Source organism: Rhodococcus sp. MurmanLake-1, from assembly GCF_056945715.1.
This window is the reverse complement of record NZ_JBWZNF010000005.1, coordinates 26,780-52,050: the sequence shown is the minus strand read 5'-3', so window position 1 is coordinate 52,050 and position 25,271 is coordinate 26,780. Positions and strand designations below refer to the sequence as shown.

21 protein-coding genes and 1 pseudogene are annotated in these 25,271 nt (G+C 59.9%); 17 read left to right on the top strand and 5 right to left on the bottom strand.

The annotated features are described in order from the left end of the window. Positions 1–146: 146 nt before the first annotated feature. The gene (locus tag AC2ETI_RS15475; RefSeq protein ID WP_020906521.1) at positions 147–1,844 is read right to left on the bottom strand and encodes a 3-ketosteroid-delta-1-dehydrogenase; all 1,698 of its coding nucleotides are present in this window, start codon (positions 1,842–1,844) and stop codon (positions 147–149) included. A gap of 187 nt (positions 1,845–2,031) precedes the next feature. On the opposite strand from AC2ETI_RS15475, the gene AC2ETI_RS15470 reads away from it, so the two are divergent. The 5 genes from AC2ETI_RS15470 (at position 2,032) to AC2ETI_RS15450 (ending at position 6,556) form a co-directional block, all read left to right on the top strand. Then, the gene (locus tag AC2ETI_RS15470) at positions 2,032–2,490 is read left to right on the top strand and encodes a hypothetical protein (RefSeq protein ID WP_483634101.1); all 459 of its coding nucleotides are present in this window, start codon (positions 2,032–2,034) and stop codon (positions 2,488–2,490) included. A gap of 64 nt (positions 2,491–2,554) precedes the next feature. Continuing rightward, on the top strand, positions 2,555–3,103 hold the full coding sequence (locus AC2ETI_RS15465; protein ID WP_030535912.1) for a hypothetical protein: 549 nt from the start codon (positions 2,555–2,557) through the stop codon (positions 3,101–3,103). Positions 3,104–3,225: 122 nt separating this feature from the next. After that, positions 3,226–4,620, top strand: a complete 1,395-nt coding sequence (locus tag AC2ETI_RS15460) for an FAD-binding oxidoreductase (RefSeq protein ID WP_080910141.1) — start codon at positions 3,226–3,228, stop codon at positions 4,618–4,620. Between the two features lie 164 nt (positions 4,621–4,784). Then, entirely contained in the window at positions 4,785–5,207 is a 423-nt protein-coding gene (locus AC2ETI_RS15455; RefSeq protein ID WP_029537826.1) for a hypothetical protein, read from the top strand. A gap of 98 nt (positions 5,208–5,305) precedes the next feature. After that, positions 5,306–6,556 carry an amidohydrolase gene (locus AC2ETI_RS15450; protein WP_019747511.1) on the top strand — a complete coding sequence of 417 codons (1,251 nt, stop codon included), beginning with the start codon at positions 5,306–5,308 and terminating at the stop codon, positions 6,554–6,556. 57 nt (positions 6,557–6,613) lie between these two features. Here AC2ETI_RS15450 and AC2ETI_RS15445 read toward each other — a convergent pair. Further along, positions 6,614–7,720, bottom strand: a pseudogene (locus AC2ETI_RS15445) (MFS transporter); the annotation flags it as partial. A gap of 126 nt (positions 7,721–7,846) precedes the next feature. Between AC2ETI_RS15445 and AC2ETI_RS15440 the strand changes: the two are divergent. The 10 genes from AC2ETI_RS15440 to AC2ETI_RS15395 all read left to right on the top strand — a co-directional run bounded on the left by AC2ETI_RS15440 (position 7,847) and on the right by AC2ETI_RS15395 (position 20,261). After that, positions 7,847–8,296 (top strand): winged helix-turn-helix transcriptional regulator, encoded by a 450-nt coding sequence (locus AC2ETI_RS15440; protein ID WP_197941431.1) that lies wholly within the window; start codon positions 7,847–7,849, stop codon positions 8,294–8,296. Positions 8,297–8,319: 23 nt separating this feature from the next. Then, on the top strand, positions 8,320–8,922 hold the full coding sequence (locus tag AC2ETI_RS15435) for a hypothetical protein (RefSeq protein ID WP_483634100.1): 603 nt from the start codon (positions 8,320–8,322) through the stop codon (positions 8,920–8,922). Between the two features lie 501 nt (positions 8,923–9,423). Further along, positions 9,424–10,650, top strand: a complete 1,227-nt coding sequence (locus AC2ETI_RS15430; RefSeq protein WP_020968692.1) for an aminotransferase class I/II-fold pyridoxal phosphate-dependent enzyme — start codon at positions 9,424–9,426, stop codon at positions 10,648–10,650. Then, positions 10,647–11,846: an MFS transporter gene (locus AC2ETI_RS15425; RefSeq protein WP_020968691.1), complete on the top strand. Its 1,200-nt coding sequence runs from the start codon at positions 10,647–10,649 to the stop codon at positions 11,844–11,846. Before AC2ETI_RS15430 ends, AC2ETI_RS15425 begins: the two co-directional genes overlap by 4 nt. Next, positions 11,833–13,434, top strand: a complete 1,602-nt coding sequence (locus tag AC2ETI_RS15420; protein ID WP_020968690.1) for a carboxyl transferase domain-containing protein — start codon at positions 11,833–11,835, stop codon at positions 13,432–13,434. Before AC2ETI_RS15425 ends, AC2ETI_RS15420 begins: the two co-directional genes overlap by 14 nt. A 4-nt stretch (positions 13,435–13,438) precedes the next feature. Beyond that, positions 13,439–15,406 carry an acetyl/propionyl/methylcrotonyl-CoA carboxylase subunit alpha gene (locus tag AC2ETI_RS15415; protein WP_151531403.1) on the top strand — a complete coding sequence of 656 codons (1,968 nt, stop codon included), beginning with the start codon at positions 13,439–13,441 and terminating at the stop codon, positions 15,404–15,406. 61 nt (positions 15,407–15,467) lie between these two features. Beyond that, the gene (locus AC2ETI_RS15410) at positions 15,468–16,298 is read left to right on the top strand and encodes a sulfurtransferase (protein ID WP_042950994.1); all 831 of its coding nucleotides are present in this window, start codon (positions 15,468–15,470) and stop codon (positions 16,296–16,298) included. Continuing rightward, a complete protein-coding gene (locus AC2ETI_RS15405; protein ID WP_317558210.1) occupies positions 16,295–17,599 on the top strand; it encodes an NtaA/DmoA family FMN-dependent monooxygenase in 1,305 nt (434 codons plus the stop codon). The genes AC2ETI_RS15410 and AC2ETI_RS15405 overlap by 4 nt, the downstream gene beginning before the upstream one ends. 14 nt (positions 17,600–17,613) lie before the next feature. Further along, complete coding sequence (locus tag AC2ETI_RS15400) at positions 17,614–19,224, top strand: ABC transporter substrate-binding protein (protein WP_483634099.1); 1,611 nt, start codon at positions 17,614–17,616, stop codon at positions 19,222–19,224. A gap of 59 nt (positions 19,225–19,283) precedes the next feature. Further along, positions 19,284–20,261 carry an ABC transporter substrate-binding protein gene (locus AC2ETI_RS15395; RefSeq protein WP_483634098.1) on the top strand — a complete coding sequence of 326 codons (978 nt, stop codon included), beginning with the start codon at positions 19,284–19,286 and terminating at the stop codon, positions 20,259–20,261. 30 nt (positions 20,262–20,291) lie between these two features. On the opposite strand, the gene AC2ETI_RS15390 is transcribed toward AC2ETI_RS15395, so the two are convergent. Further along, a complete protein-coding gene (locus AC2ETI_RS15390) occupies positions 20,292–21,743 on the bottom strand; it encodes an APC family permease (protein ID WP_483634097.1) in 1,452 nt (483 codons plus the stop codon). A gap of 156 nt (positions 21,744–21,899) precedes the next feature. Between AC2ETI_RS15390 and AC2ETI_RS15385 the strand changes: the two genes are divergently transcribed. Beyond that, positions 21,900–22,520 carry a TetR/AcrR family transcriptional regulator gene (locus AC2ETI_RS15385; RefSeq protein ID WP_029254655.1) on the top strand — a complete coding sequence of 207 codons (621 nt, stop codon included), beginning with the start codon at positions 21,900–21,902 and terminating at the stop codon, positions 22,518–22,520. A 23-nt stretch (positions 22,521–22,543) separates the two neighbouring features. On the opposite strand, the gene AC2ETI_RS15380 is transcribed toward AC2ETI_RS15385, so the two are convergent. Together AC2ETI_RS15380 and AC2ETI_RS15375 are read right to left on the bottom strand one after the other, a co-directional pair. Continuing rightward, positions 22,544–24,157, bottom strand: coding sequence for an amidohydrolase (locus AC2ETI_RS15380; RefSeq protein ID WP_483634096.1), 1,614 nt, complete (start codon positions 24,155–24,157; stop codon positions 22,544–22,546). Between the two features lie 122 nt (positions 24,158–24,279). Beyond that, a complete protein-coding gene (locus AC2ETI_RS15375) occupies positions 24,280–24,501 on the bottom strand; it encodes an RGCVC family protein (RefSeq protein ID WP_019747515.1) in 222 nt (73 codons plus the stop codon). A gap of 238 nt (positions 24,502–24,739) precedes the next feature. Here AC2ETI_RS15375 and AC2ETI_RS15370 point away from each other — a divergent pair, with 238 nt between their 5' ends. After that, positions 24,740–25,084 carry a PNPOx family protein gene (locus AC2ETI_RS15370; protein ID WP_019747516.1) on the top strand — a complete coding sequence of 115 codons (345 nt, stop codon included), beginning with the start codon at positions 24,740–24,742 and terminating at the stop codon, positions 25,082–25,084. The last annotated feature ends 187 nt before the right edge of the window (positions 25,085–25,271 follow it).

Here is a 25,271-nt window from a genome sequence, read left to right as displayed (position 1 = left end):
CCGGCACGTCAGCGTTACCGAGATGGGACATACAGCTGGCATTGCTGCTACACGCCGAACGGGAGACCAGTGCACGTTCCGGCATCGGAAACGCGCGCTGATCTCCCGTCAGGTCGATCTACTAGCTAGTGCATCTACGGTTTGAGCTACTTCTCTGCTGCGTGATGGGCCGCGATGTATCCGTAAACCAGCCCCTGGCCGATCGTCGCGCCGGCGCCTGGGTAGGTGTGACCGAATGCGTTGGCCGCGGTATTGCCGATCGCGTACAGGCCGTCGATGACGCTGCCGTCCTCACGAAGCACGCGTGCATGCTCGTCCGCCTGCACACCGCCGCAGGTGCCCAGGTCGCTGAGCGTCATCTTCACCGCATAGAGGGCGCTCTTGTCGAGCTGGCGCAGATTCGGGTTCGGGGACACTGTCGGGTCGCCGTAGTACCGATCGTATGCACTGCCGCCGCGACCGAACTCCGCATCGCTACCTGCAGCAGCGGCCTCGTTGAACTTCTGGAAGGACTCGGCAAACGCATCCTCGGGGAGACCGACCTTTCGGGCGAGTTCGGCCGGACTGCTCGCCTGGTGCGCGATGCCCGACTCGAAGAACGCCTGCGGAAGCGGCTGGCGGGGGAAGATACCGCCTGCGAACACGTAGCTGTTGCGGTACTCCTGGTCGAAAACAAACCACATCGACTCGGCCGGATCGCCAGCCTTTTCCCGTTCGAGCACGCGCTGGCCGAACGACATGTAGTCCGTCGCCTCGTTCACGAATCGACGACCGGTCTGGTCGACGATGAAAGAGCCGGGCAGCGCACGCTCTGCGAGCATCACCATCGGCGGGCGGCCCTTGATGCTTGCCACCGCGGGGAACCACCAGGACTGATCCATCGATCCGATACCTGCACCGAGCTCTTGTGCTGCCTCGATCGCTTCGCCGGTGTTGCCCTCTGCGCCCAGGCTCTCATGCTCACCGAGGCTCTCCGACTGGTACTTGTGGCGCCACTCCATGTTGTGGTCGAACCCGCCGGCTGCCAGGACGACACCGCGCCGAGCGGTCACCGTCACTTCACGTCCGTCTTGCACCACAACTGCACCCGTTACGCGGCCATCTTCGGTGATGAGGCGAACCAACGACGTTTCCGTCCACACCGGGATACCGGCCTGGACCACACCGGCGAACAGTCCGGCGGCGAGCGCCTGACCGCCCGCGATGTATTCACGCTTGAGGACGTACTTGCCGTAAACGCCTTGCGCCAGGCGGCGGATGATGCGGGGAAAAGCCTTGCTCGGCTTCTTCACCATCAGGTTCATCCACTTGTAATCCGCACCCGTCACCGGCATCGGCAGTCCGGCTTCCATCAAACCGGGGCGCAGACGACCGCGTTCCGCTCCCAGTACCGACGCGTCGAACGGCAGGCACTCGCAGGTACGTCCGGCGGCGCTACCGCCCGGCAGTTCGGGGTGGTAATCGGAGTATTCCTTGGCCCAGAAGAACTTCATGGGCGTCGTGCGGTAGAGCATGTCGACAGTGGCCGCACCGTTGTCGACGAATGCTTCTCCTCGTTGGGCAGGGGCAGTATCACCGACCACCGAACGCACGTATGTCTTCGCTCGCTCAACGGTGTCGCCCGCACCGGCTTTCGCCAAGATCGGGTTGGCAGGCATCCAGAACGCCCCACCGGACCGCGCCGTCGAACCGCCGACGTACTGCGTCTTCTCCACGATCAGCGTGGACAAGCCGAGTTCGTTCGCGGTGAGGGCGGCAGCCATGCCGGTACCGGACCCGATCACCAATAGATCGACAACGATGTCCTTGGCTTGTGTCGCGGGGGGTGCCTGATTCTTAGCCATTGAACAAATCCCTTCACGTGGTTATCGACGTAGAACGCTAAGGCAGTCGCGGCGCAGAAGGTTCCGGATGCCCAGTCAGCGGGACATTGCGAGTGGATTGGCGAAAAACAGCTCCTGCCACGGTTCGGACGTTGTGGCCGTCTCAGCAGAACTACGCCTTGCCCTCGTCGACCTTTAGGCTGCTCTCGTGACGACAGACTCCGGCTTCGGCATCACTGACGAAGCGCTCGGCACCCTTGTCCGCGGGCACTACATCTTGTCCGACGGTGAGCGATTGGACGACGACTTCTACAGCCTGACCTGCAACCTCGACGGGCGAGCCGTCGGATTTATCGCCCACTCACTCGAGCCTGACACCGTACGCGGCATGCTGCCCCGCTTACGCCACGTCTTCGACCAGCACGAGGCTCTTCATCGTCTGGCTGTCGAAGCGATTGTCAACGAATTCAGCGAAGAAGCTCCGTCACGAGGCGAAGTGATCGATGCACTGCGCGATTTGGTGCTCGAGTCCGTCGAGGTCTTTCCCGACAACCACGTCGTCCTTGGTCTGACAGACTCGTGCGGTTTGCATTTCATGGACGGGTACTGGCCGGCGGTTCGTTTCAACGGCGACGATGGCGTCGTCGAGGTGACTGTCGAATCCTGACCGCGATCCTCGTCTCGGACTATCTGCTGATGATCCTCGGCACCGATGAAGAATAATCATCTACATGAAATGGAACACCCCTACAGAGACCGGCTGGTTCGTGAACCTTGCCGAAGGTGGTTCGGCCGTATCGATATTCGATCCGTCGGGGAGCGTCCAAGGCGAACTGATTCCCGCACCCGACGACGAATTGGAGAGCGTTTCCGGCGGGCGGAAGAGGAAATCGTCAACAGCCGAGCAGGATCGACCAAGGCTCACATTCCGCAAAGGCCGACCTGCATCACTTCGATTGTCCGACGGAACGATCGGGACTCTGATCGACCAGAGACCCAAGGCCATGCGCCGCAAGAACAAGCTGTGCGAAGTCGATATCGCGGGCAGAAGATACCTCTTCGTTCATTCATCGGGCCGAAAGGCAACAGCCCGACGTGACGGAATCGCATTGGCTCACATGGAACGTGGGCGATGGTCCGGTAGAAGTATCGTCACCAGAAGAACCCTCACAGCAACGGACACCCTTGACGAGTGTGTCCTGACTCTGTTTCAGAAGGTAGTGACACCTGGACGTACCGGTGCCTTCGATCAGGTACTGACCGACCTCAGCAACATATGACGTACGCCACATTCGGTGGATCTCAACCGCACTCGAGATACTAACTTTCAACTCTTAGGTCCACGGACATGCCCTGGACACAATGAGTTTCACATCTCGGATCGGAAGGCTGAAGCCAGATCATGGTCAATGTCGACGCTTTGAACACGCTCGCCCGACGATTGTCGCCGGGTGCGATGATCACAGATCCAGATCTACTCCAGTCCTATCGGCAGGACTGGAGTTTCGATCCCGCAGCCGGCACTCCGATCGCCGTCGTACGTGCTTCGACGACGGCAGATGTCCAGGAGACCTTGCGCTTCGCCAACAGTCACAATGTCCCGGTCATTCCACGGGGCGCCGGCACGAGCGTCGTCGGCGGATCCACCGCCGTCGACGGCGCTATCACCCTCAGCCTCGAGCGAATGAAATCTATTCGAGTGGACGTCTCGTCACGAACCGCGATCGTCGAACCAGGGGCAATCACCAATGACGTCAAGGCTGTTGCCGCGCGCGAAGGTTTGTACTATCCACCAGACCCGTCGTCCTATGAAATCTGTTCCATCGGCGGTAATGCCGCCACCAACGCAGGCGGACCGTGCTGCATAAAATACGGCGTCACCAGTGATTACATCCTGGGCATGACGGTTGTGCTGCCTGATGGATCCGTCGCCGAACTGGGCGGAAAACGGATCAAAGACACCCCAGGGCTTGCGTTGACCAAGCTATTCGTCGGCAGTGAAGGAACGCTCGGTGTGATAACCGAACTGACGCTGCGACTCATCCCTCAGCCTCCGACTCCCCACACATTGGTGGCCTTCTTTCCACTCATGGCCGACGCAGTTGCCGCTGCCCGAGATATCACAAGTTCAATACGCCCTTCAGAACTCGAAATCCTCGACAACGCAGCGATCAAGGTGGCGGAAGAATTCCTCAACATGGAACTGGACACCGATGCCGGAGCACTCCTGATCGGGCGATCCGACGCCGGTAACGGCGCAGAGACAGAGATGAAATTGATGAGCACTCTCTGCGAAAAGCATCGAGCCACAGCTACATACGCTACCGACGACCCTCACGAAGGCGAACTGTTCATCCGCCCCCGCTATGCCGTTTACGAAGCCTTCGAGCAGAAAGGGGTGGTCATCGGCGACGACGTCGCGGTACCCATCGACAGACTCCCCGAGCTCACCGACGGTATAGCCGACATCGCGAAGCGCTACAGCACCACCATCGTCAGCTACACCCACGCAGCCGACGAGCTCACGCACCCAGTCCTCAACTACCCCATCGGAGACGTGGCCGCCGCTGAATCCGCCTCCGCGGCGCGACAAGAAATCTATCAACTCGTGAGCACTCTGGGCGGATTCGCAGCGACAGAATATGGTGTAGGACAAGATAAACGAGATCGCTTGTCGAACTCGCTCGATCCCGTCGTCAGCAAACTGAACAGGACCATCAAGAACGCTGTTGACCCCAACAACATCTTGAATCCGCGCGTTCTGATCCCCTCGAGCGGTTCGACGGACGGCATCTGAGGCCGCTACAGGTATCGAATAGCGACGAGTACCTGAATTCTCCTGTGCAACCGGATATGGTGAGGCTGTCGTCTTCAATGCGGCGGTGCAAGAAGGGAAGTTACGACCAAGACGTTATGTCGGGGAATAAGCAAATCGCCTGGATATGGCTGGAGGCCTCCGTGATGAATCTCGTTCGCCGACTGAGCGTCTGCACATCCGTCGTGATCACGTCGGCTCTGACGTCGGTAGCGCTCGCATCCGCTGCGGTGACCATTCCATTCCAGATCAACCCTGCGCCGTACGGCAACCCGAACGGCAGCTTCGACGCGCCGGCGGTCCGCTGCGTAGCTGTAGTCGGCGAACTACCCGGCACAGTGACGATCACCGGGGGCAAGGAAGACCGCTGGGGATGCCTGCTCTCGTCCGAAGTGCGCTGGCTGAACCTTTCGACCGGGGTCTCCGGCTCCGCTCGTCTCTCGGACGGTCTGAACGGAGTCCCGGCAGGGGCGATCGTGCAGACCGGGACCGGTCAAGTCGCTGTCGCCGTGACGTCTGTGGCCGGATCCATCATCACCCCAGGTGTCGCATCGTTCTACGTGCCGTAGCACCAGAACTCCGCATCGCGGACGCGGTGGGGCCTAAGGTCCTGTTTACCGACCCGTCATCCCGGTTAGCCTGAAAAGACGCTACCGAGAGGACTCTCATGACCTCGTCAGTGCACGAAACGATCGCAGTGGATCTGGATTTGATCGACCTGTACAAAGACCTCCACGGCAACCCGGAACTTGGATTTCACGAGCATCGAACATCCAGTCTGGTGGAAGGACATTTGACAGCACTGGGATTCGACACGACTACCGGCGTCGGGACAACCGGAGTCGTCGGAGTCCTGAAGAACGGAGCGGGCCCCACAGCGCTGCTGCGTGCGGACATGGACGCCCTCCCGGTTCGGGAAGAAACCGGATTGGACTACGCCAGCACCGTGACAACGACCGACGATCAGGGGAAGACCGTCTCGGTCAGCCACGCGTGCGGCCATGACCTGCATACGACCTGCTTACTCGGTGCAGCCCGGATCCTCTCGCAGGACACGACGACCTGGTCCGGCACTCTTGTCCTCGTCTTCCAACCGGCGGAGGAACTTGGCGCGGGTGCGCAAGCCATGGTCGACGACGGACTGTTCGAGCGATTCCCGAAGCCCGACATCGTTCTCGGCCAACACGTATCGCCGCTACCGGCAGGCACGATCGCCGGGCACGCCGGCCCCTCGTATGCGGGATCGGACTCACTTCGTGTGAGACTGGTCGGAAAGGGCGCCCACGGATCTATGCCGGAGAACTCGGTCGATCCCGTGGTCATGGCGGCCGAAACCGTGTTGCGTTTGCAAACTGTCATCTCACGCGAGGTCCCGAGTACTGCAACAGCTGTCCTCACCGTCGGCTCCATCCATGCTGGAGATGCCGCCAACGTCATTCCCGGCGAAGCAGAACTGCAACTCAACATCCGCAGCTACGACGCAGTTGTGCGTCAGCGCATCCTGGATAGCGTCGACCGCATCGTCCAGGGCGAAGCGGCCACCGCCGGCGCTCCCACCCCACCGACCATCACCGAGACGGAGCACTTTCCGATCGTCGTCAATGACCCGGCGGCGCTGGACAAGACACTCGATGCCTTCGCCGAATGGTTGGGGACGAACAAGATTCTCGATCCCGGTGCGGGAGCAGGTAGTGAAGACGTCGGCATTCTCGCGACCAGTGCCGGTGCGCCACTGTCGTACTGGTTGTTGGGCGGTACCGACCCTTCACTGTTCACGACAGGTGACATGACCGATCCGGCTTTGCGAACCGTGCCGTCGAACCACTCCCCGCACTACGCTCCCGTGATCGAGCCGACCCTGACCATCGGCGTGAACGCCTTGGTCGTCGCGGCCAGGACGTGGCTCCCAACTCCCTAGGGTGTTGCGGGTCCGCAATCGATCGACCGTCCACACGATCAAGGCTGCAAACGCGTAGGCGCCGCCGAGAATACTTGCAGCGCCCCACCCTGCCGCGTCGAAAACCATAGTGGTGGAAACCGCCCCAGCCGCGCTGCCCAACGAATAGAACACCATGTAACTACCGATGGTCCGCCCGGCCGATTCCGGTTCATCCGCGACGATCAGGTTCTGGCTCGAGACATGAACAGCCTGCACGGCGAAGTCCAAAGCAACAACACCGACTACGAGTAACACCAGCGAGTGCGTCGCCTGCGCGTTGAAAACCCACGACAGCAAGAGAACGACCAACGACGCCCCGGTGACGCGTTGGGCTTTGCCTTGATCGGCCCAACGTCCGGCACCGATCGCGCCCAATGCTCCGACCAATCCGGCGATTCCGAAGAGCCCGATCTGTGTGGTCGACAATCGCCATGGCTCCTCGCTCAGTGGTAATGCCATACCGCTCCAGAGCGCACCGAAGGACGCGAACAGGAACAGGGTGATCAGAGCCCTCGTGCGAAATAGTCGGTTCGTAAGAGTCAATGTCACGACCGATCCCATTGCACCCACGTACGAACCCCGATCCGAGTGCGAACGAGGGTCTTTCGGCAGCATCGTCAACGCGAGCGCCGCGATCAGGACCGAAATCAAGGTGGATCCCGCGTAGACAGCCCGCCAGCCTGCCAGATCCGCAACTGCGCCGGCGACAGTTCGAGCGAGGATGATGCCGACGACAACGCCGCTGGTGATCACACCGATGTTTGCGCCCCGCTCATCTGGGTCGCTGATTGCCGCAGCGTAGGCGACTACGACTTGAACGACGACCGAGAACGTGCCTGCGACAGCCATCCCGATCAGCAGTTGCAGATTCGTGGTGGCAAGAGCAACAAGCATCGTTCCTGTTGCAGCAGAGACGATCTGGATTGCGATCAATTTTTTGCGATTCACGAGATCGCTCAGTGGCACCAACACGATCAACCCCACCACGTAACCGAGTTGGGCGAGTGCCACGACGAAGCCGAGGCCGGCCGGAGCAATGGAAAGATCTGAACCGATTTGCCCGAGGAGCGGCTGTGCGTAGTAGATATTGGCTACCGAGACCCCGCAGAGCACCGCAAGCAACAAGCGAAGTCCACGAGGCATTTTGAACTTGCCCCGTGCGTTCTCGACAGCATGACGTGCAGTCACTTCCACCTCAATTCGGTTGCGTTTTGATACCATTTGGAGACTACGTCAATACAGTTTCAAAACGCAACCAACGAGGACCCGATGCCTGATCGCACACAATGGACGGACCCGCACTGCCCGACAGCCCGAGCGGCCGACATCATCGGCGACAGATGGTCGCTGTTGATCGTGCGAGACGCCTTCGACGGGTTGTCGAGATTCAGTCAGTTTCAGCGAAACCTGGGCATCGCAAAGAATATCTTGACAGACAGGCTGAAAACCCTTGTCGAGCAAGGAATTTTCGAAGTCCGACCGAACGAACAAGGGACCCGCAACGAGTACATCCTGACCGAACGCGGTATGGATCTGTTCATCGTGATCACGAGCCTGCGGCAATGGGGAGAGCGCCACGCCTTCGATGACGGTGAGCCACACTCGATCTTGATCGACGACACCACGGGCGATCCGGTGCCCAGGCTTCGACTGATCAACGCACGGAAAATCGACCTGGACCCGACAAGTACACATGTGGAGAAGGTCGAGGAGGGTTGACCCGCAACTCGCCAGATCGGTAGATGGGCGCACAGGATTCGAAGTTCGCGCATACTCCGATCATGACTGTCGATCTCGAGTTTTCCTGGCCGCAGTTTCTCTGGATTGCATTCATCTTCGTCGGCGTGCCCACAACTATCGGCGCGAGCATCATCTGGACAATCTGGCGTTCGGAACGAACTGGCGTGGAGCACTCCACGACCGCCCTCGACCCCGGGCGCACGGGATCCGGCCCACTCGGACTGTGGCGCACCGGTCTGTTGGCCTTTGCGCTGGGCTTTCTGTCTTGTGTGGGCTGGCTCAGCTGGTCAGCCGACTACAAAGGCGGATTCCGCGGCCCCGGCCTGCCTGCCCCGACGCAGTTTCCTCCCTGGCAGGTGTTTGCCTGCGGATTAACGGTGATCCTCGCGTGTTTCGTTTCCGCGCATCGGTCGCGGTGGATGAAGGCAGGCGGCCTGACTGCAGCTGCCGGCACGGCTGCGGGATTCACCACAGCATGCAGTATCGACGCCAGTACTGATGTCACCGGACAGGCAGGCGTCGGCGTCGCACTGTCCACGATCGGATGGGGCCTCACCCTTACCGCACTGATGCTTCTGCGCGGCAAGTGGTCGCGACGAGAATGAATCATTGCCGGATCATCCATCCAACGAGTAAAGAATTCGATAAGCGAACCTAACACGTCTTGAAATTCATTAACAAGAAAATCGATTCCAGATACACGATCGCCTAATTGCCTGATTGCCGAACCTCCACGAGATCCTCGAAAAATATGAGACAGAAGCCTTATCGCTTCCGTGCCAACCCTTTGACGCATGCGGATCATAATATGCTTCGGACATCACGTGGAAGCGCACACAAGCCTGTGACTCACGACATTATCCGATTTATCACGGGAAATCGTGATAAATCATCACCGTCACTGAACTGCAACAACGCCTTAAGTTACAGATTCAACTAGTTCCAAACCATGGGGTTTCTTCCTTTTTCTCGGCGTCTCGAATCCGTAATGCTTGACATCGAATTGTCTTTCGTTCTCAATGAGCGATGTCAACTGACGATGATGCATCTCAGCGCATCAACGCAGTAATTCCGCTATCGAATCCAGTGAAGGGACCAGCCGCGAAATGACGGTTGCCGAGAGCTTGAAAGATAGGAATCTGTACTCCAACCTCAGGCGTGCTGCTGATTTGAGCAACCCATTCTGGGATCGCGCAGTCAGTGAGGGTCTGGCCGACATCACCGCCGATCGCGTCGCAGGTTTCGAACACCGGACGATCCAAGGATACGAATTCGAGAACTTCTCCACGTACTCGTATCTGGGGCTCGACACCGACGACCGAATTCGTTCGGGTGCGATCGCCGCTCTCGAGCGCGAACGAACGTTGAACAGTTCCATCTCGCGGATGAGAGTCCACTCCAGCCTTCTCGACGACACAGAGGCCGCGTTGAGCGAACTGCTTGACGCACATGTGCTCACCCTCGGATCCGCCGCAAACGCTGCGTGGAGTTTGCTCCCCCTCGTTGCGTCCGGGTTGCTCACCGGCGGTGAACCTCCCCTCATGGTGTTCGACAAGAACGCACACTTCTGCCTCAATGCCATGAAGGCGAGCGTCGCCGACGAAACGACGATCGTGACCATTCGGCACGACGACGTCGATGAACTCGAAAGTCTCTGCCGAACAAATTCTCAGGTGGCATACGTGGCGGACACCGTCTACAGCACAGGCGGGAAGGCGCCCCTGAACGAACTGTTTGCACTACAGGCCAAATACGGACTGATTCTCGTTCTCGACGAGGCGCACAGCACCTCGGTCATCGGACACAACGGGCGTGGCGCGGTCCTGGATCTCATCGGCAGCCTCAATGATCGAACATTCTTGCTGACATCACTGAACAAGGGATTCGGTGCTTCCGGCGGCGCGATCGCACTCGGTCGGAACGGGGGCAGTCGAAATCGTGATCTCGCACTTCGCTACGGCGGCCCGTTGACGTGGTCGCAGCGTGTGAACGTAGCCGGGCTGGGTGCTATTGCGGCGTCCGTGGAGCTCCACCGCAGCGGAGAGGTCGACAAGCGGCAGCGGCAACTCCGCACGGTTGTCGAACTGTTCGATTCGCTCGTCGACACGCCGGCATCGGGCGATGGACTCCCGATCCGCTTCGTCACGCTCCACGAGGAAGAACAAACCATCACCGCAGCACAGAAACTGCTGGCTAGCGGTTTCTACACATCGGCGGTCTTCTTCCCTGTCATCGGCCGGGGCAAAGCCGGGCTGAGACTGATGCTTCGGGCGGACCTTCCACATGCAACGATCGAGCGCTTCGCCGACGTCCTACGAAGAGTCACGGAATGAGCGACGACCGCACTGTCGCAGTGACACCTCTGGCTTGTGCCGTCGTGTTGACAGCACAAATGGCCACGACCATCTACCTCCCTTCACTGCCGAAGATCGCGACGGATCTGGGCATCGAAGATTCCGTGGTGAAGTGGTCTGTGACACTCTTCGTGATCAGTGCCGCACTTCCAGTGGTCGTGTGGGGGCGGTTGGCAGATCGACTCGGACGCAGGACGGCACTGTTGTCCAGCTTGGTATTGTTCGTGATCGCCTGCGTTGCATTGGCTTTGGTCCAGAGCGCCGCCGTACTACTGATCGGCCGGATCGTTCAAGGCATCGGAGCAGGGGGTGCGGCCATCATCGTGCGAATGATGGTGAAGGACAAGTTCACCGGTTCGGAGTTGGCTAGTCGATTGTCGCTGTTGTCGATGGCATTTGTGGTGGCACTGGGCGGTGGCCAACTGATCGGCGGCGCTCTTGCGTCGTTCACCTCGTGGCGAACCGGCTTCGGCGTGCTCGGAGTACTCGGAGCAGCACTCGCTGCGGTGGCACTGAGGACCGAGAACACCACAGTCCGCGACAACAACGAACGCGTTGTTCGGTGGAATGCCATAGTCCTGACACCCCAGTTCTACAAACCAGCCATTGCGGGGGGCCTGGGTTTCGGCGCGATAGTCCTGGTGCAGCAATCGAGTCCCTTCCTGTTCAGCGATCGATTCGACTTGCAACCGTGGGCATTCGGAGCCTTCGGAATCCTCTACGGAACCGCCTACTTCAGCGGCGCGCTTTACGTCAATCGAAGGGCCACAGCCGTCGGTTCAGAGAAATTGATGCGTCGAGGTGCGCTGTGCATGCTGCTTGCCGGCCTCGTCCTCATGCTCTGCTGGTATCCCCCACTCGGTTCCACGCCGTTGCTCGCGGTCTTCCTGCTCGGATACATCGCACTGACATTTGGGCAATCACTTCTCTTCCCGAACTCGGCAGCATCAGCAGTGACGCATTTTGCTGAAGGCGGAGCCATCGCCGTCGCGTACTGCGGACTCGTACAGCAGGGGATTGCCGGCATCGCCTCTGTAGTCGGACCTCTCGCATCCGATGAACGCGTGTGGTCGGCAATCGTCGCACTGATCACTGCAGCAGCGACTGCGCTCGTATTCTCCCTCCGCACAGCTTCCTCCGAACCGACAGTAGGTACGTCCCATGCCCGTCATTGAACGCACCGCACAACTCGACCCCGGTACCCGCGAGCAGAACTTACTGGCATACAAGGAAATTCGCGAGCGAGTTGCGGACGCGCAACACTTGTCCGTTCACGGGGCACCCGAGCGGTCGGTCGCCAAGCACCGGGCTCGCGGCAAATTGCCCGCTCGCGAACGCATCGATGCTCTTCTCGACGTGCAGTCCCCGTTCTTCGAGATCGGACAACTTGCCGGATTCGAGGTGTACGACGAGCAACTCCCGTCGGCTGGTCTGGTCACGGGCGTAGGGCTCATCCGCGGCTCACTCTGCGCCATCTTCGCGAACGACGCCACCGTCAAGGGCGGCACCTACTACCCGCTGACCGTCAAGAAGCAACTGCGATTGCAATCCGTCGCTCGTCGGCTGAGGCTGCCGTGTGTCTATCTCGTCGATTCCGGAGGTGTTTTCCTTCCGATGCAGGACGAGATCTTCCCCGACGAGCACCATTTCGGCGAGATGTTCAAGAACATCGCCGAAATGTCGGCGGACGGCATCGTTCAGATCGCAGCGGTCATGGGTTCCTGCACGGCTGGAGGTGCATACATCCCAGCGATGTGCGACGAGACCGTCATCGTCCGCGGTACCGGCACCGTTTATCTGGGCGGCCCTCAGTTGGTCAAGGCTGCAACCGGTGTCGACGTCGAACCGCAAGAGCTCGGCGGCGCCGACGTGCACGGGGTGATCAGCGGCGTCGTCGATCACATCGCCAACGACGACATCGAGGCTCTGAGCATGATCGCCGACATCGTCGCCCGCGGTGATCGACGGGAGGTACGGGCGCCGTCACGATCTCCGCGACCACCTCTTCACTCCCCCGAATCGCTCGACACGGTGATCCCGGCTTCCTCGAAAACCCCGATCGTCGCGCGCGACGTTCTGGCCCACCTGCTCGATGCCAGCGAATTAGTCGAGTACCGAGCGAATTACGGCCGAACCATCGTCTGCGGGACCGGCCACATCGAGGGGTACACCGTCGGGGTCATCATGAACGACGGTGTGCTCTTTTCGGAGGACTCCCTCAAGGCCGCGAACTTCGTCGAACTGTGCTCACAACGAGACATCCCATTGTTGTTCCTGCACAACGTCAACGGATTCATGGTCGGGAAGCAGTACGAAGCGGAAGGTATCGCCAAACACGGAGCGAAACTGGTCAATGCCGTTGCTTGCGCCAGGGTTCCCAAGCTCAGCATCGTCATCGGCGGAAGCTACGGGGCGGGAAACCTCGCGATGTGCGGACGCTCGATAGGTCCTGACTTCATGGCCGTGTGGCCGAACGCGAAGACCACCGTGGTCGGTTCCGAGCAAGCAGCGTCGGTGATGGCATTGATGAAGATCGAATCTGCGCGCACACGCGGAACTCCGCTCACGGAAGAGGAAATCGAGGAAATCAAACGGCCGATACGCGAAGGTTACGACCGGCAGGGCGAGTCGGTGTACGTCGCATCCAGGCTATGGGTGGACGCGATCGTCGACCCGGTCGACACGCGATCCTGGGTTTCACTCGCGCTGTCCATGCTTCCCCGCAATCACGGAACTACGCGCTTCGGCGTCTTCAGGATGTGAGAACATGACTCGACTTCTCATCGCCAATCGGGGCGAAATCGTCACGCGCATCGCGCGCACGGCCCGTCGTCTCGGCATGTCGGTAGTGACGATCTCCTCCCCCGTCGATTCACACGCACAGTGGCATCGCCTCGCCGATCACACCGTGCTTCTGGACGGAGACATCCCCTCGGAGTCCTACACCAATTCGGATCAAATCATTGCGGCCGCGCTGGCCGCGGATTGCGACGCCGTGCACCCGGGTTACGGATTTCTCTCCGAAGACTCCGATTTCGCTGAAGCCGTCGTCGCTGCAGGTCTGACATTCGTCGGTCCTGCCGCTGAATCCATCGCTCTACTCGGAGACAAGGCAAGAGCGAAGAAGGCCGCCGCTGACGCCGGCATCCCGACTCTCACCGCGTGGGGCGAGGCAAGCGCCGATCCCGATACCGTCCTCGGTCACGTTCGATCTCTCGACGTGCCGGTGCTGCTGAAACCGGTGTTCGGGGGCGGCGGCAAGGGGATGGTTCGACTACATCCGGGTGATGACGCACGAGAGGTCATCACCTCTGCAATCGGTTTGAACGAAAGGAACTTCGGCCGCGGCGACCTGATGATCGAAACGCTGGTGGAGCGTCCGCGTCACATCGAAGTTCAGGTCCTCTTCGATTCCTTCGGTACAGGAGTTCACTTCTTCACCCGTGAATGCTCCCTACAGCGTCGGAACCAGAAGATCATCGAGCAGGCACCGGCAAGTTCTGTCCCCGAATCGGTCCTGGGAGCCATGCAGCACGACGCTCTGCGACTACTCGGAGGCGTCGGCTACGTGAATGCGGCAACCGTCGAATTTCTGGTTGACGCCGAAAACCGCTACTACTTCCTCGAAGTCAACACGCGCCTGCAAGTCGAACACACGGTCACCGAGGAAGTGACCGGCGTCGATCTCGTCGAACTGCAACTCGACATCGCCCTCGGCGCCCGTTTGCCGTTACAGCAGCGCGATATCGCGCTGCGGGGTTTCGCGGTGCAAGCCAGAATCTACGCCGAGGATCCGTCGAACGGATTTCGGCCCGCACCTTCACATTCCGTGGACGTAACCTGGCCGTCGACGGTTCGCATCGACAGTGCTTTCGAGGGTGCCGGCAGCATTGCGCCGTTCTACGATCCGATGATCGCAAAGGTCATAGCAAGCGGTCCGACTCGGTCAACCGCACTGGAATCATTGGACCGAGCTTTGGCCGACTCCAGTTACTTCGGTGGAACCTCGAATATCGGTTTCCTCCGACTTCTCTTGGCGACACCGGCTGTGCGCGCGGATGACATTCACACTTCCTTCGTCGACGAGCACCTCACTCGGTTGATCCCGGATTCTGCAGAGCTCCAGGCCACCGCCGCTGCTGTTGCGATGGTGTGGACTTCCGTCGAGGAACAATCGCCGGTCACCGGGTCGTCATGGACCGGCCCCCACGGACTACATCGAGAGACATTGCGCAAGGTGGGATCCGACCCGATCGGACGCGAACTCATTGCCGACGGCCGCGTCGTGCCGACCACGGTCATCTCACAACGAAGCAACCACTGGATTGTCGCCGCCGACGGCCGGAACATTTCGGTGGTCGTCAGGGGCGGAACCGACGAAGTGACACTCAGCCTGGTCGCCGATGGTTTGACAACCACCGCTGGACGCCTCGGAGTCGGCACCGGTACATGGGTGTGCGTTGGTGGCTGGACCGTGAAGGTGATCGAGAAAGTCTATACAGCAAAGGATTCCGATCTCAGCGACGGAGAGATCACATCGAAGATGCCGGGAACCGTGCTGGCAGTGCTGCAGACTGGAACGCGGGTGTCGGAAGGTGATGTCGTCGCGGTCGTAGAAGCAATGAAGATGGAGACTGCCCTTCGTGCTTCCTCACCCGGAATCGTCTCGGCGGTGACAGTAGCGGTGGGAGATGTCATCGATGCCGGACAAGTGCTGGCAGCCGTGTCGCCATGAGTAAAGATTGCCACGATCTTATCTCTTTCTTGACTGAAGCAATTGTTACACAATATCTTTCATGCCAGAAGCAGGGGGAATCGAGCGTCGCGCAGTCATTGTTTCCGCAACCGAACTCCGCGAACTCCTTCGTTCCGATCGGACGCTCGTCGTCGTCAACGTGGTACGAGACAACAGCGAGGGCGGAGCCGGAATCATTACTGCGCCGCAGTCCATCACATTGTCGATCAACGACTTTCAAAGCAGTGGCGGCGGGACTGAAGGGAATCGACCACTGCCAGATCTCGACGCATTCGGAAGAACACTGAACGATCTGAAAGTATCCGCCGATGCTCACATCGTGGTCTACAGTTCGGACAGCCCCCTGCTTGCGGCCCGCGCGTGGTTCACGCTTCGCTGGGCGGGACGTTCAGTGCGGTACTTGGACGGCGGATCGTCCGCATGGGCTTCATCCCGAAAACCCATATCGACAAACGATTCGATGCCCGTACCACCTTCCACCGCTAGCACGACACTCGCCGACGCAGAAGGCGCCCTGCGCGCGGCATCGGCCGGCAGATTGCTCGACGCCCGAGGATCGAGCAGTTTCCGCGCCGGCCACATCCCCGGATCTATCTCAGCGCCGGCAACTGACCTACTCGACGACAACGGATTCCTACTTCCCGACCGCGAGTTACGAGAATACTTCCACCAGTTCGGAATAGAGCGTGGTGGCACCGTCGTGTCCTATTGCGGCGGCGGAGTTGCCGCGTCGCACAACGCACTGGCGCTTGCAGCGGTCGGCATCAGCTCCGCGGTCTACGTCGCGTCGTGGTCGGGGTGGAGCGCCGACCCCGAACGACCCGTCTCCACTGACATCCATCACACACCAAGGAATCCGGACCAGCGATGACACGACAGATGATCCTCGGCGCCTACATGGTGTTTCCGAGTATGCACAGTGCCGGAATGTGGCGACATTCGTACTCGGAGAATGCCTTCGAGGACAGAGCGCTCTACGAGCGATACGCGCAAGCCGCGGAACGAGCGAAATTCGACCTGATATTGATACCTGAGCGTGTGCACTACGTCGACGGCCACACCAAATACGGTCTGCTGACCGGCTTTCAACATGATCCGACGCAGTTGGCTGCAGTGGTGGCCGGCGCAACAAATCGTATCGGTCTCGGCGTAACCCTTTCGGCAAGCTTCAACAGCCCGTACAACCTGGCGAGAACTCTGGGCAGCCTCGACATACTCAGCGGTGGGCGCGCGGCCTGGAACATCGTGATGACGGCGCCCGGTCCGGCAAACGACAACTTTCCCGAAGTCGATCGGCTTCCGAGAGAAGAACTGTACGAACGCGGCGACGAGGTTCTCGAAGCAACCACCGCACTCTGGTCATCGTGGGACGGCGACGCCGTATTGGCCGATCGCGACAGCGGAATCTACGCAGACACAAGCAAGATTCACGCGGCCGACTACAAGGGCAAATACTTGTCGGTGCAGGGTCCACTCACCTTGCCACAATCACCTCAGGGCCGCCCGGTCTTCATCCAGGCAGGTGAATCGGCGCGAGGGCGCGAGTTCGGTGGGCGGTGGGCAGATCTGGTCTTTGCGATCGACCCGTTGGAGGAAGATCTTCGAGCGAAGCGCCAGGCAATTCGCGGCTACGCGGAAGAGGCTGGACGCGACCCCGATTCGGTGCGCCTCGTCGCCGCCGTGCAACCGATAGTCGGCGAGACGACGAGCATCGCGAAGGAACGGCAGGAGTATCTGCGATCCCTGATCCATCCGGATGCAGCAATCGAGTGGGTCTCCCACTCCGCCGGACTCGATCTGTCGCAGTTCGATCCGACAACTCCGATCAACGACGTCGTCGATCAGGGAAAAGGTCCGTCGCGTCGTCTGGCGCGGCTGATCGACGCCCAGGATCTCACTATCGCCGAAGCCGCACAGTTGTTCGCGCGTAACGATCTCACTCCCGAGATTGTCGGCTCGCCGCAAGAGATAGCGGACGAGTTGACCCATCTCTTCGAATCGGGAGCAGCTGACGGTTTCATCCTGACGGCTACCCACTTCCCCAGGGGGCTCGACGACTTCGCCAGTTCCGTTGTGCCACTTCTGCAAGATCGGGGCGTGTTCCGGCGCGAATACACCGGAACGACCTTGCGGTCCAACATCTTCGATTCCACTCGCACTTCCACACGATGAACGGAACTCAGTCCATGACGACGTCGCGGCTTTCATCCACACCGATCCGAGTCGCCATCCTGGCGTCGACGCTTGCAGTTGCGGCTGGTTGCAGCACTGCAACACCAACTGCCAGCGCGGACTCCGAGCCCGCGTCCGGGGGCGATCTGACCTTTGCCATCAATACGTTTCCACCGTGCATCGACAAGACCCTGAACGGTCAAACCGCCACGGCGTTCCATCCCCTCTACGACAAACTCGTCGACCAGAATCTCGACACCGGGGAGATCGTGCCTTGGTTGGCGACGTCCTGGGAGGTCCAGAACGACGGTCGACGATTCGTCTTCACTCTCCAGGACGGAGTTACCTTCAGCAACGGCGAACGTCTGGATGCACAGGTCGTGGCAGATAACTTCGAGAGCCAGAAAAGACTGGGAGACAGCGGCTTCGCAACCACTGCGAAATCTCATCTCGCGACCTTCATCGGGGCCGAGGTACTCGACCCCTCGACTGTCGCACTCGATTTCTCGGAACCATCGGCAGGATTCCTTCAATCCGCCCGCTCCGACACGCTCGCCATCATCGCACCGGAATCCTTGAAGAAGACGCCCGAAGAACGCTGCGCCCAGGGCGTTATCGCTTCAGGTCCGTTCGTACAGAAAGAACTGGAGACCAACGCGAAGGTCGTACTCGCCCGCCGGGACGGGTACCACTGGGGATCCTCACTCAACAAGAACAAGGGAGAGGCATATCTGGATTCGATCACCTTTTTGGTGGTCCCCGAATCCTCGGTGCGAATCGGCGGTTTGACGTCAGGACAACTGGACGCCGCGATCGACATTCCGAGCACAGACGTCGACCGCGCACAAAGCGCCGGACTCACTGTCATCCCGTCCATTGCTGCCGGCATCAACGACTCGCTCTTGCTCAACCCCACGTTCGCGCCGGTACTTGCGGACCTGAACGTGCGGCGTGCTTTGGTGAAGGGCATCGATACCCAACAGATCATCGATACCACCTACACACCGAGTGACGAGAAAGCACGCAGCATCCTGTCTGTGAAAGCGCCCGGCTACACCGATCTCTCGTCCGAGTACACCTATGATCCGTCGGGTGCGAAGTCACTGCTGGACGCCAGTGGATGGACAGTCGGCGGTGACGGATTCCGAACCAAGGATGGTGAGAAACTGACCGTTGAATTGGCCTACCGCAACCACCTCCCACAATCGCAGTTCGAACTGATCCAATCTCAGCTGCGCGACATCGGAGTCGCGGTGAACTTGCAACCTCGCTCGACTGCCGAGGACAACGCCGCGAGAACCGACGGCACGTGGGAATCGATCTACTTCCAGAGCTTGCGCGCCGACGGTGACGTACTGCTGGTGTTCAGTCCCACTCTCGGCTCGACCAAAGGCATCGCCTCGACTCCCGAGCTGAATGCGTTGCTGGTCAAACAATCTCAGACCGTTGACATCGATGCGAGAAACGAAGTGTTGAAGGAGATTCAGGAGCTGATTGCCGATCAGGCACTGGCGATCCCGTTGCACGCCTCTTCGTTGATCTACGCGACGACTCCCGCGGTTCACGACCTGCGCATCCAAGCCGATCTCTACTCGGTGGACTTCGTGGATGCGTGGAAGAGCTAGTTCACACTTCCTCAACTCGACAACCTGCTTCGACAAACCCTTTTCTCGGAAGGAACCCGATGTTCACCCGTCCTCGCACCGCGACGCTTCTGATCTCTGCCCTGGCCACAGTTGCCCTCCTTGGTACCGCTTGCGGAAGCCCAGATGAAGAATCGACCGAGCAACACTCCGGTGCAACAACATCCGGTATCAACTTGTCGGCCGAGCAGAACCGCATCGGTACCGACAAGGTTGATTCGATCGCAGCGAAGGTCCCTCAGGAGTTCCGCGACCGGGGCACGATCCGAATCACCGGCAACGCTGGAACCGCGCCGCCGTTGCGCTTCTATGCCGACGACGACAAGACGGTCATCGGTTCCGAGACCGACTTCGCGTATTTGATTGCAGAGGTGCTCGGGTTGAAAATCGACCTTCAGGTCGCGGATTGGGCGCAGAATTCAGTGCGGATCGATTCGGGAGATGCAGATGCGTTCATCTCCAACGTGACGGTCACCGAAGAGCGTAAAGAGAAGTACGATTTCGCGACGTACCGCCTCGACACTCTCGCATTCGAAGTCAGAAAGGACAAGAATCTCTCACTCGAGAAGCCGGAAGACATCGCCGGACTGAAGATCGGAGTCGGCGCTGCCACCAATCAGGAGGCATTGCTTGTGAAGTGGAACGAGGACAACGTCGCGGCCGGGCGTGCTCCCGCTGAAATCACCGTGTACCAGAAGACCACTGACTACTACCTGCCGCTGTCTTCCGGTCGAATCGATGCTTACTTCGGCCCCAACCCGTCATCGCAGTTTCACGCTGCACAGACTGGCGAGAACGAAGTGATCGGTCAGTTCTCCGGGGCCGGTGAGGCCGCGTTGGGCCAGATCGGTGTACTGGTCAAGAAAGACAACGGCTTGGTACAACCGATCAGCGAAGCGATAGATCATCTCATCGAAAACGGCACATACGAGCAAGTTCTCGAGCGGTGGAAGATCACCAACGAGGCAGTCGACAAGTCGCTGGTCAATCCCCCTGGCCTCCCGAAGACGAACAAATAGGAGAACACCACTGGTGGAGTAAAAGCCGAGTCAGGCCGAAGGACCGGCATCGACGTCGGTAGTTCCCAGCCGTGCGAACTGCGCCGGGTCACGTCGTTCGAGTCGGGAGCCGAGTAGCCAGCCGACAGCCAAGCTGACCGGTGTGACGGCAACGAGCACCACGTTCACTGCCGTGCCGGCGGCAGTGATCAGCTCCATCTGATCAACGATCAAATACGTTGCGTAGACCAACATCAGGAGAGCGGATGCGGGCGCGATCAAGACTCTCCACACCGAATGCCCACGGCGATCTTTCCAGAAGAATGCGATGACAGCCGCGGCCGCCATGACCTGAAGCACGACGATGCCGACAATGCCTGGCGAGTTCACCCACAGCAGGAGTTCGAGGTACGGGTCTGCGCCGATGATCACGAACACGACGATCACCACCATCGCGAGGAAACTCTGGACTGCGCTGGCAACGTAGGGCGACTTGTAGACCGGATGTAGTTTGCCCAACGCTCGGGGCAGCACGCGTTCACGCGAGAGCGCAAAGACGTAGCGGGTGATCGCGTTGTGGAACGCGAGCAGACTGGCGAGAATGCTCGTGATGATCAACAGTTCCATCAAGGTGCTCGCCCAACCGCCGACGTACTGCTCGATCGCGTTGAAGTACATGCCGGCGGGATCGGAAGCAGCAAGCGCGAGAGCCTGATCCGGGCCGTACGCCTGAATGATGATCCACACCATGAATGCGTAGAAGAGTCCGAGGAACGCGACGGCAATGTACGTTGCCCGCGGAACCGTCCGAGCGGAATCTTTAGCTTCCTCCCGATACAGGGCGGTGGCTTCGAATCCGATGAACGCAGCGAAGGCCAGAGTCAACACCCCGCCGAGGCCTGGACTGAAAACATTGGAAGGAGCAAAGGATTCGACATCGATTCCGACGGCTCCGCCTTGAAAGAGGACCGCTCCTGCGAGCAGAACCAGAATCCCTGTCTCCGCGGTCAGCAAAAGGATCAAAAATCGCGCCCCGAGGTGTACCGATCGAGATCCGAGGAACCACACCAATCCAACACCCAACAGCGACCACAATCCCCACGGCAGATCTACCCCGACCAGGTCCGCCATAGTGGTTTGGGCGAAATATCCTAGAGCCCCGAAGATTCCGATCTCGAGAGCGTTGTAGGACACCAACGCGAGTACTGCTGCGGCGAGCCCCCAGCGAGGCCCGAGTCCAACTGAAATGTAGGCGTAGAAGGCGCCTGCATTGTGGATGTACTTGCTCATCGCAGTGAAACCGATTGCGAACACTCCCAACGCGAGCCCCGCCAAGATGTATCCGCCCGGAGCCCCGATGCCTGCAATGTTCAAGGCCAGCGGCGCGACCCCTGCCATCACCAGCAATGGAGCCGCGGCGGCCACGACGAAGAAGACGATCCCGGCAGTGCCCAGGACGCCTCCTTGCAGCTGCACGGTGGGCGAGGTTTCAGATTTCTTCATGAGGCACTTCTCCAGTGAAGGAAGGGGCATGACGAGGAGAAAACAGGAACGGGAATCACCGACCGGATTAATCGAATCAGTTTCGATTATGATAGATCCTTGTGACCGGCGCCACAAGGGCATAATCGAATCAACTTCGATTAGAGAGGTGGGACCGTGGGTAGACCTCGTATCGCACGCCTGGACCGCGAACGGATCGCAAAGGCTGCACTGGAACTAGTCGACCGCGACGGCGACTTCACGATGCCTGACCTGGCGAAACACCTGAATGTTCAAGTCTCGTCGATCTATCACCACGCCAAGGGCCGCGCCGCGGTCGTAGACCTGGTTCGTGATCGCGTCGTACGTGAAATCGACGGGTCGTCGTTTGAGCGCTTGCCATGGGACGAAGCGTTCTCCGAGTGGGCGAGGTCGTATCGAGCCGCGTTCAGTCGCCACCCCACTTCCATCCGCCTCCTCGCCACGGAGACGGTGCGCGACCCCACGTCACTGTCGGTGTACCGCGCTCCCGCTGCGGGTCTGTGCGAGGCGGGATTCCCGGACGACCACATCTTGGCCGTCATCACTGCATCGGAGAATTTTCTGCTCGGAGCGGCACTGGACGCGGCCGCACCGGAGGTCATGATCGAAGCGGACGCGACAACACCCGACGACGCCCTGACTCGGGCACTTGCCGCGGCACCGAGGGGACCGGCCAGGGCCGAGCAAGCCTTCGAACTCGGCTGGACGGCATTGCTTTCAGGTTTTCGACGCCTCTTGCATGAGGTGCACGAGTAGCCTTCGCGAATCCGGCCGGGAGGTCAATGAACGCGCTTACCCGCCAACCAGGTTCGGGACACGACCAGGTCACTGAGCTCCTTGGACGAAGCAAGGTGGCGGGGATCGACGGGCAGCTGGATCATGTCGGCTCGCATGCCCGGAAGGAGGCGACCCCACGAGTTCTCTTCGAACCCTTGATAGGCGATACCGGCCGAATATGTCGCGAGGGCCCAGTCGAGGCCGACGCGTTCACGAGGCAGCCATCCTTCGCTCGGAACTCCTGCAGACGTCTGGCGGTGAATTGCGGTGGCAATTCCCTTGATCGGTTCGTGGGCCGTGATGGGCCAATCGCTGCCGAATGCCACTCGCGCGCCTCGCTCGGCGAGACTTCCGATGCGATATTGCAGCTCACCGCGGTCGACGCCGATACGCGGAATGGTCAGTTCCGTCATCAGAGGATCGAGCTGAGCCCAGAGCGGCTGGAAATTGGCAATCACGCCCAATGATTCGAACCGGTCGAGGTCGTCGCCGTCAACCAATTGCAGATGCGCGATCGTGGCGCGCCGATCACGCGGGCCATTACAGCGATCGACGTATTCGATCGCGTCGAGCGCCATGCGTACACCTGCATCACCGATGGCATGGATATGGATCTGAAAGCCCAACCGGTCCACTTCAGCTGCAACCCGACCGAGTTCATCCGTCGTCCAGTTACTGATTCCGTGCGAATGCGGGCAGTCCGAGTACGGCGCAAGGAGCGCTGCCGTGCCCGCCTCGATGACACCGTCGGCGAAGAATTTCACCGTTTCGGCTCTGACTGTGTCACCGCCCCGTTCTGCAACTTTCTGCCGAGCCTCGACAAACGCCGGTAGGTCGGCTTTCCAGCTCTCAGGTGTTGCTCGGAAGGCAAGATTCACTCGCGTCGACAGGCGCCCGCTTTCAGCGGTGGCCAACCAGATCTCGACATCGTCCAACTCGGTCCATGCATCCTGAACCCAAGTGATACCCGCTGCCGCAAGCATTTTCGATGCCGCAGCGAGCGAATCGACTCCGTCGTGAAGTGTTACTTCGGGAAGAAGAGCCAGTACCGGGTTGATCGCTCCCCATTCACGCAGCGTCCCCAGCAACTCGCCGTCAGCTGTTCGCACAATTTCCCCGCCGACCGGATCCGGGGTATCGCGCGTCAGACCGGCGCTCCGAAGCGCGGCGCTGTTGACCCACACGGTGTGATAGTCCATCGTGCGCAAGACGACGGGCCTGTCCTGCACTACATCGTCGAGCCAGTGGGCGTCGAACAGTCCGCCCGGCGCCAGAGTGGGAGAGACGCCCTCTCCGAAGATGCACTCGGCGTCCGGATTCGCGTCCGCCCAGCGACGCACTTCCCGCACTACCTCGTCGATGCTGTCGCAATCACGAATCTTGGCGCCGCGCATTTCCAGGCCAGCCATCAACGGGTGAACATGGCCGTCGCCGAACGACGGTAGAAGCGCTCCCCCTGCCAAGTCGACAACTTCCGTACGGGCCGACTCCAACGCCCTGGCCGCATCCCCCAAAGCAACAACTCTGCCGCCTGCAACGGCCAATGCGTCACTGACACCGCGGGCCGAATCCCCCGTACGAATCGTGCCTCCGACGAACAGAAGTTCGGCCTCCACTTCCAGCACCTCCACAATTAATCGAATTTGATTCGATTAATCTAGACCGCGTTTGTACCGCCGTCAATAGCGGTTCAGGCGTTGCGAATTGAAGGATCTCGGGCGCTGTTCAGCCCGAAAGCTCAGTATCGCGAATAGTGCTGCATCTCCTCACGATCGGCAGCGCAGATGCACTTTCGATCGAGACCGCGGTCGGCTGTCACTGCGCAGAACCGAACGCCGAGCGGATCGTGGGATTCCATACTGTGCTGACACGCAGGGCAGATGGACGGCGTTTTCTGATCCGCGTCTGTCGACTCGGCTTGCCCTGGTGCATTCGACACATCGGACGGGTTCGACGCCATACAGGCGCTCCAGTTCTCGGCCGTTCGATCACAGACCGGGTTGGCATCGAGGACGACATGGCTTGACCGCGCATATACGAATGACCCTCGACGTACCCCCACGCTACTCGCTTCGGCGCACCGGTTTGTACCAATTTCTGCCACGCGACAATCGCCGTCGAGCAGGATAGAACTACAGCACGCACCATTTCCGTGCAGCGTTCGAATCCGTGCAGCATCCGAAGCGAAAGGGCTTCTTGTGAACACTTTCCAACGTGTATCCGCCGCCGTCAACGTAGTGGTCCAACCACTGATCGGCGCTCCGATCGTGGGCAAATTACTCGGCCGTTCAATGACCGTCATCACCTACGTCGGCCGCAAATCGGGACGTACCTTCAGCGCGCCCGTGTCCTACAAAAGAAAAGGCGACCATGTGACGATCGGAGTTGCCATGCCGGACAAGAAAAGCTGGTGGCGCAATTTCTATCCGGAACAAGGCCCCATCGTTCTCCAACTGGACGGTATCGATCGTCCTGGCGAAGCCCTCGCACATCGAAAAGGCAAGGGAGTTTACGTTTCGGTCGAACTCGCGCCTACGGACTGAAACGATCGAAACGGCACCGGCGCAATCACATTCACTTCACACTGATCGCCTAGCCGAACCTCGGTGATCCATATCTCGTCGCGATCGGGACCTTTGACTCTGTGCAATCGACACTCGGTCTCGCACCGTTCGACGCGGGTTTTTTGTCGACCGTTTGACGAACAACCCGTCCTTGCCAGTACATTAC

What these genes read in the sequence shown, in the direction of transcription:
- AC2ETI_RS15430 (WP_020968692.1), top strand. Translation starts at nt 9,424, where the DNA reads ATGACGGTTGCCGAGAGCTTGAAAGATAGGAATCTGTACTCCAACCTC.
- AC2ETI_RS15390 (WP_483634097.1), bottom strand. Translation starts at nt 21,743, where the DNA reads ATGAAGAAATCTGAAACCTCGCCCACCGTGCAGCTGCAAGGAGGCGTC.
- AC2ETI_RS15375 (WP_019747515.1), bottom strand. Translation starts at nt 24,501, where the DNA reads ATGGCGTCGAACCCGTCCGATGTGTCGAATGCACCAGGGCAAGCCGAG.
- AC2ETI_RS15395 (WP_483634098.1), top strand. Translation starts at nt 19,284, where the DNA reads ATGTTCACCCGTCCTCGCACCGCGACGCTTCTGATCTCTGCCCTGGCC.
- AC2ETI_RS15415 (WP_151531403.1), top strand. Translation starts at nt 13,439, where the DNA reads ATGACTCGACTTCTCATCGCCAATCGGGGCGAAATCGTCACGCGCATC.
- AC2ETI_RS15400 (WP_483634099.1), top strand. Translation starts at nt 17,614, where the DNA reads ATGACGACGTCGCGGCTTTCATCCACACCGATCCGAGTCGCCATCCTG.
- AC2ETI_RS15440 (WP_197941431.1), top strand. Translation starts at nt 7,847, where the DNA reads ATGCCTGATCGCACACAATGGACGGACCCGCACTGCCCGACAGCCCGA.
- AC2ETI_RS15465 (WP_030535912.1), top strand. Translation starts at nt 2,555, where the DNA reads ATGAAATGGAACACCCCTACAGAGACCGGCTGGTTCGTGAACCTTGCC.
- AC2ETI_RS15455 (WP_029537826.1), top strand. Translation starts at nt 4,785, where the DNA reads ATGAATCTCGTTCGCCGACTGAGCGTCTGCACATCCGTCGTGATCACG.
- AC2ETI_RS15460 (WP_080910141.1), top strand. Translation starts at nt 3,226, where the DNA reads ATGGTCAATGTCGACGCTTTGAACACGCTCGCCCGACGATTGTCGCCG.
- AC2ETI_RS15405 (WP_317558210.1), top strand. Translation starts at nt 16,295, where the DNA reads ATGACACGACAGATGATCCTCGGCGCCTACATGGTGTTTCCGAGTATG.
- AC2ETI_RS15435 (WP_483634100.1), top strand. Translation starts at nt 8,320, where the DNA reads ATGGGCGCACAGGATTCGAAGTTCGCGCATACTCCGATCATGACTGTC.
- AC2ETI_RS15410 (WP_042950994.1), top strand. Translation starts at nt 15,468, where the DNA reads ATGCCAGAAGCAGGGGGAATCGAGCGTCGCGCAGTCATTGTTTCCGCA.
- AC2ETI_RS15420 (WP_020968690.1), top strand. Translation starts at nt 11,833, where the DNA reads ATGCCCGTCATTGAACGCACCGCACAACTCGACCCCGGTACCCGCGAG.
- AC2ETI_RS15425 (WP_020968691.1), top strand. Translation starts at nt 10,647, where the DNA reads ATGAGCGACGACCGCACTGTCGCAGTGACACCTCTGGCTTGTGCCGTC.
- AC2ETI_RS15450 (WP_019747511.1), top strand. Translation starts at nt 5,306, where the DNA reads ATGACCTCGTCAGTGCACGAAACGATCGCAGTGGATCTGGATTTGATC.
- AC2ETI_RS15475 (WP_020906521.1), bottom strand. Translation starts at nt 1,844, where the DNA reads ATGGCTAAGAATCAGGCACCCCCCGCGACACAAGCCAAGGACATCGTT.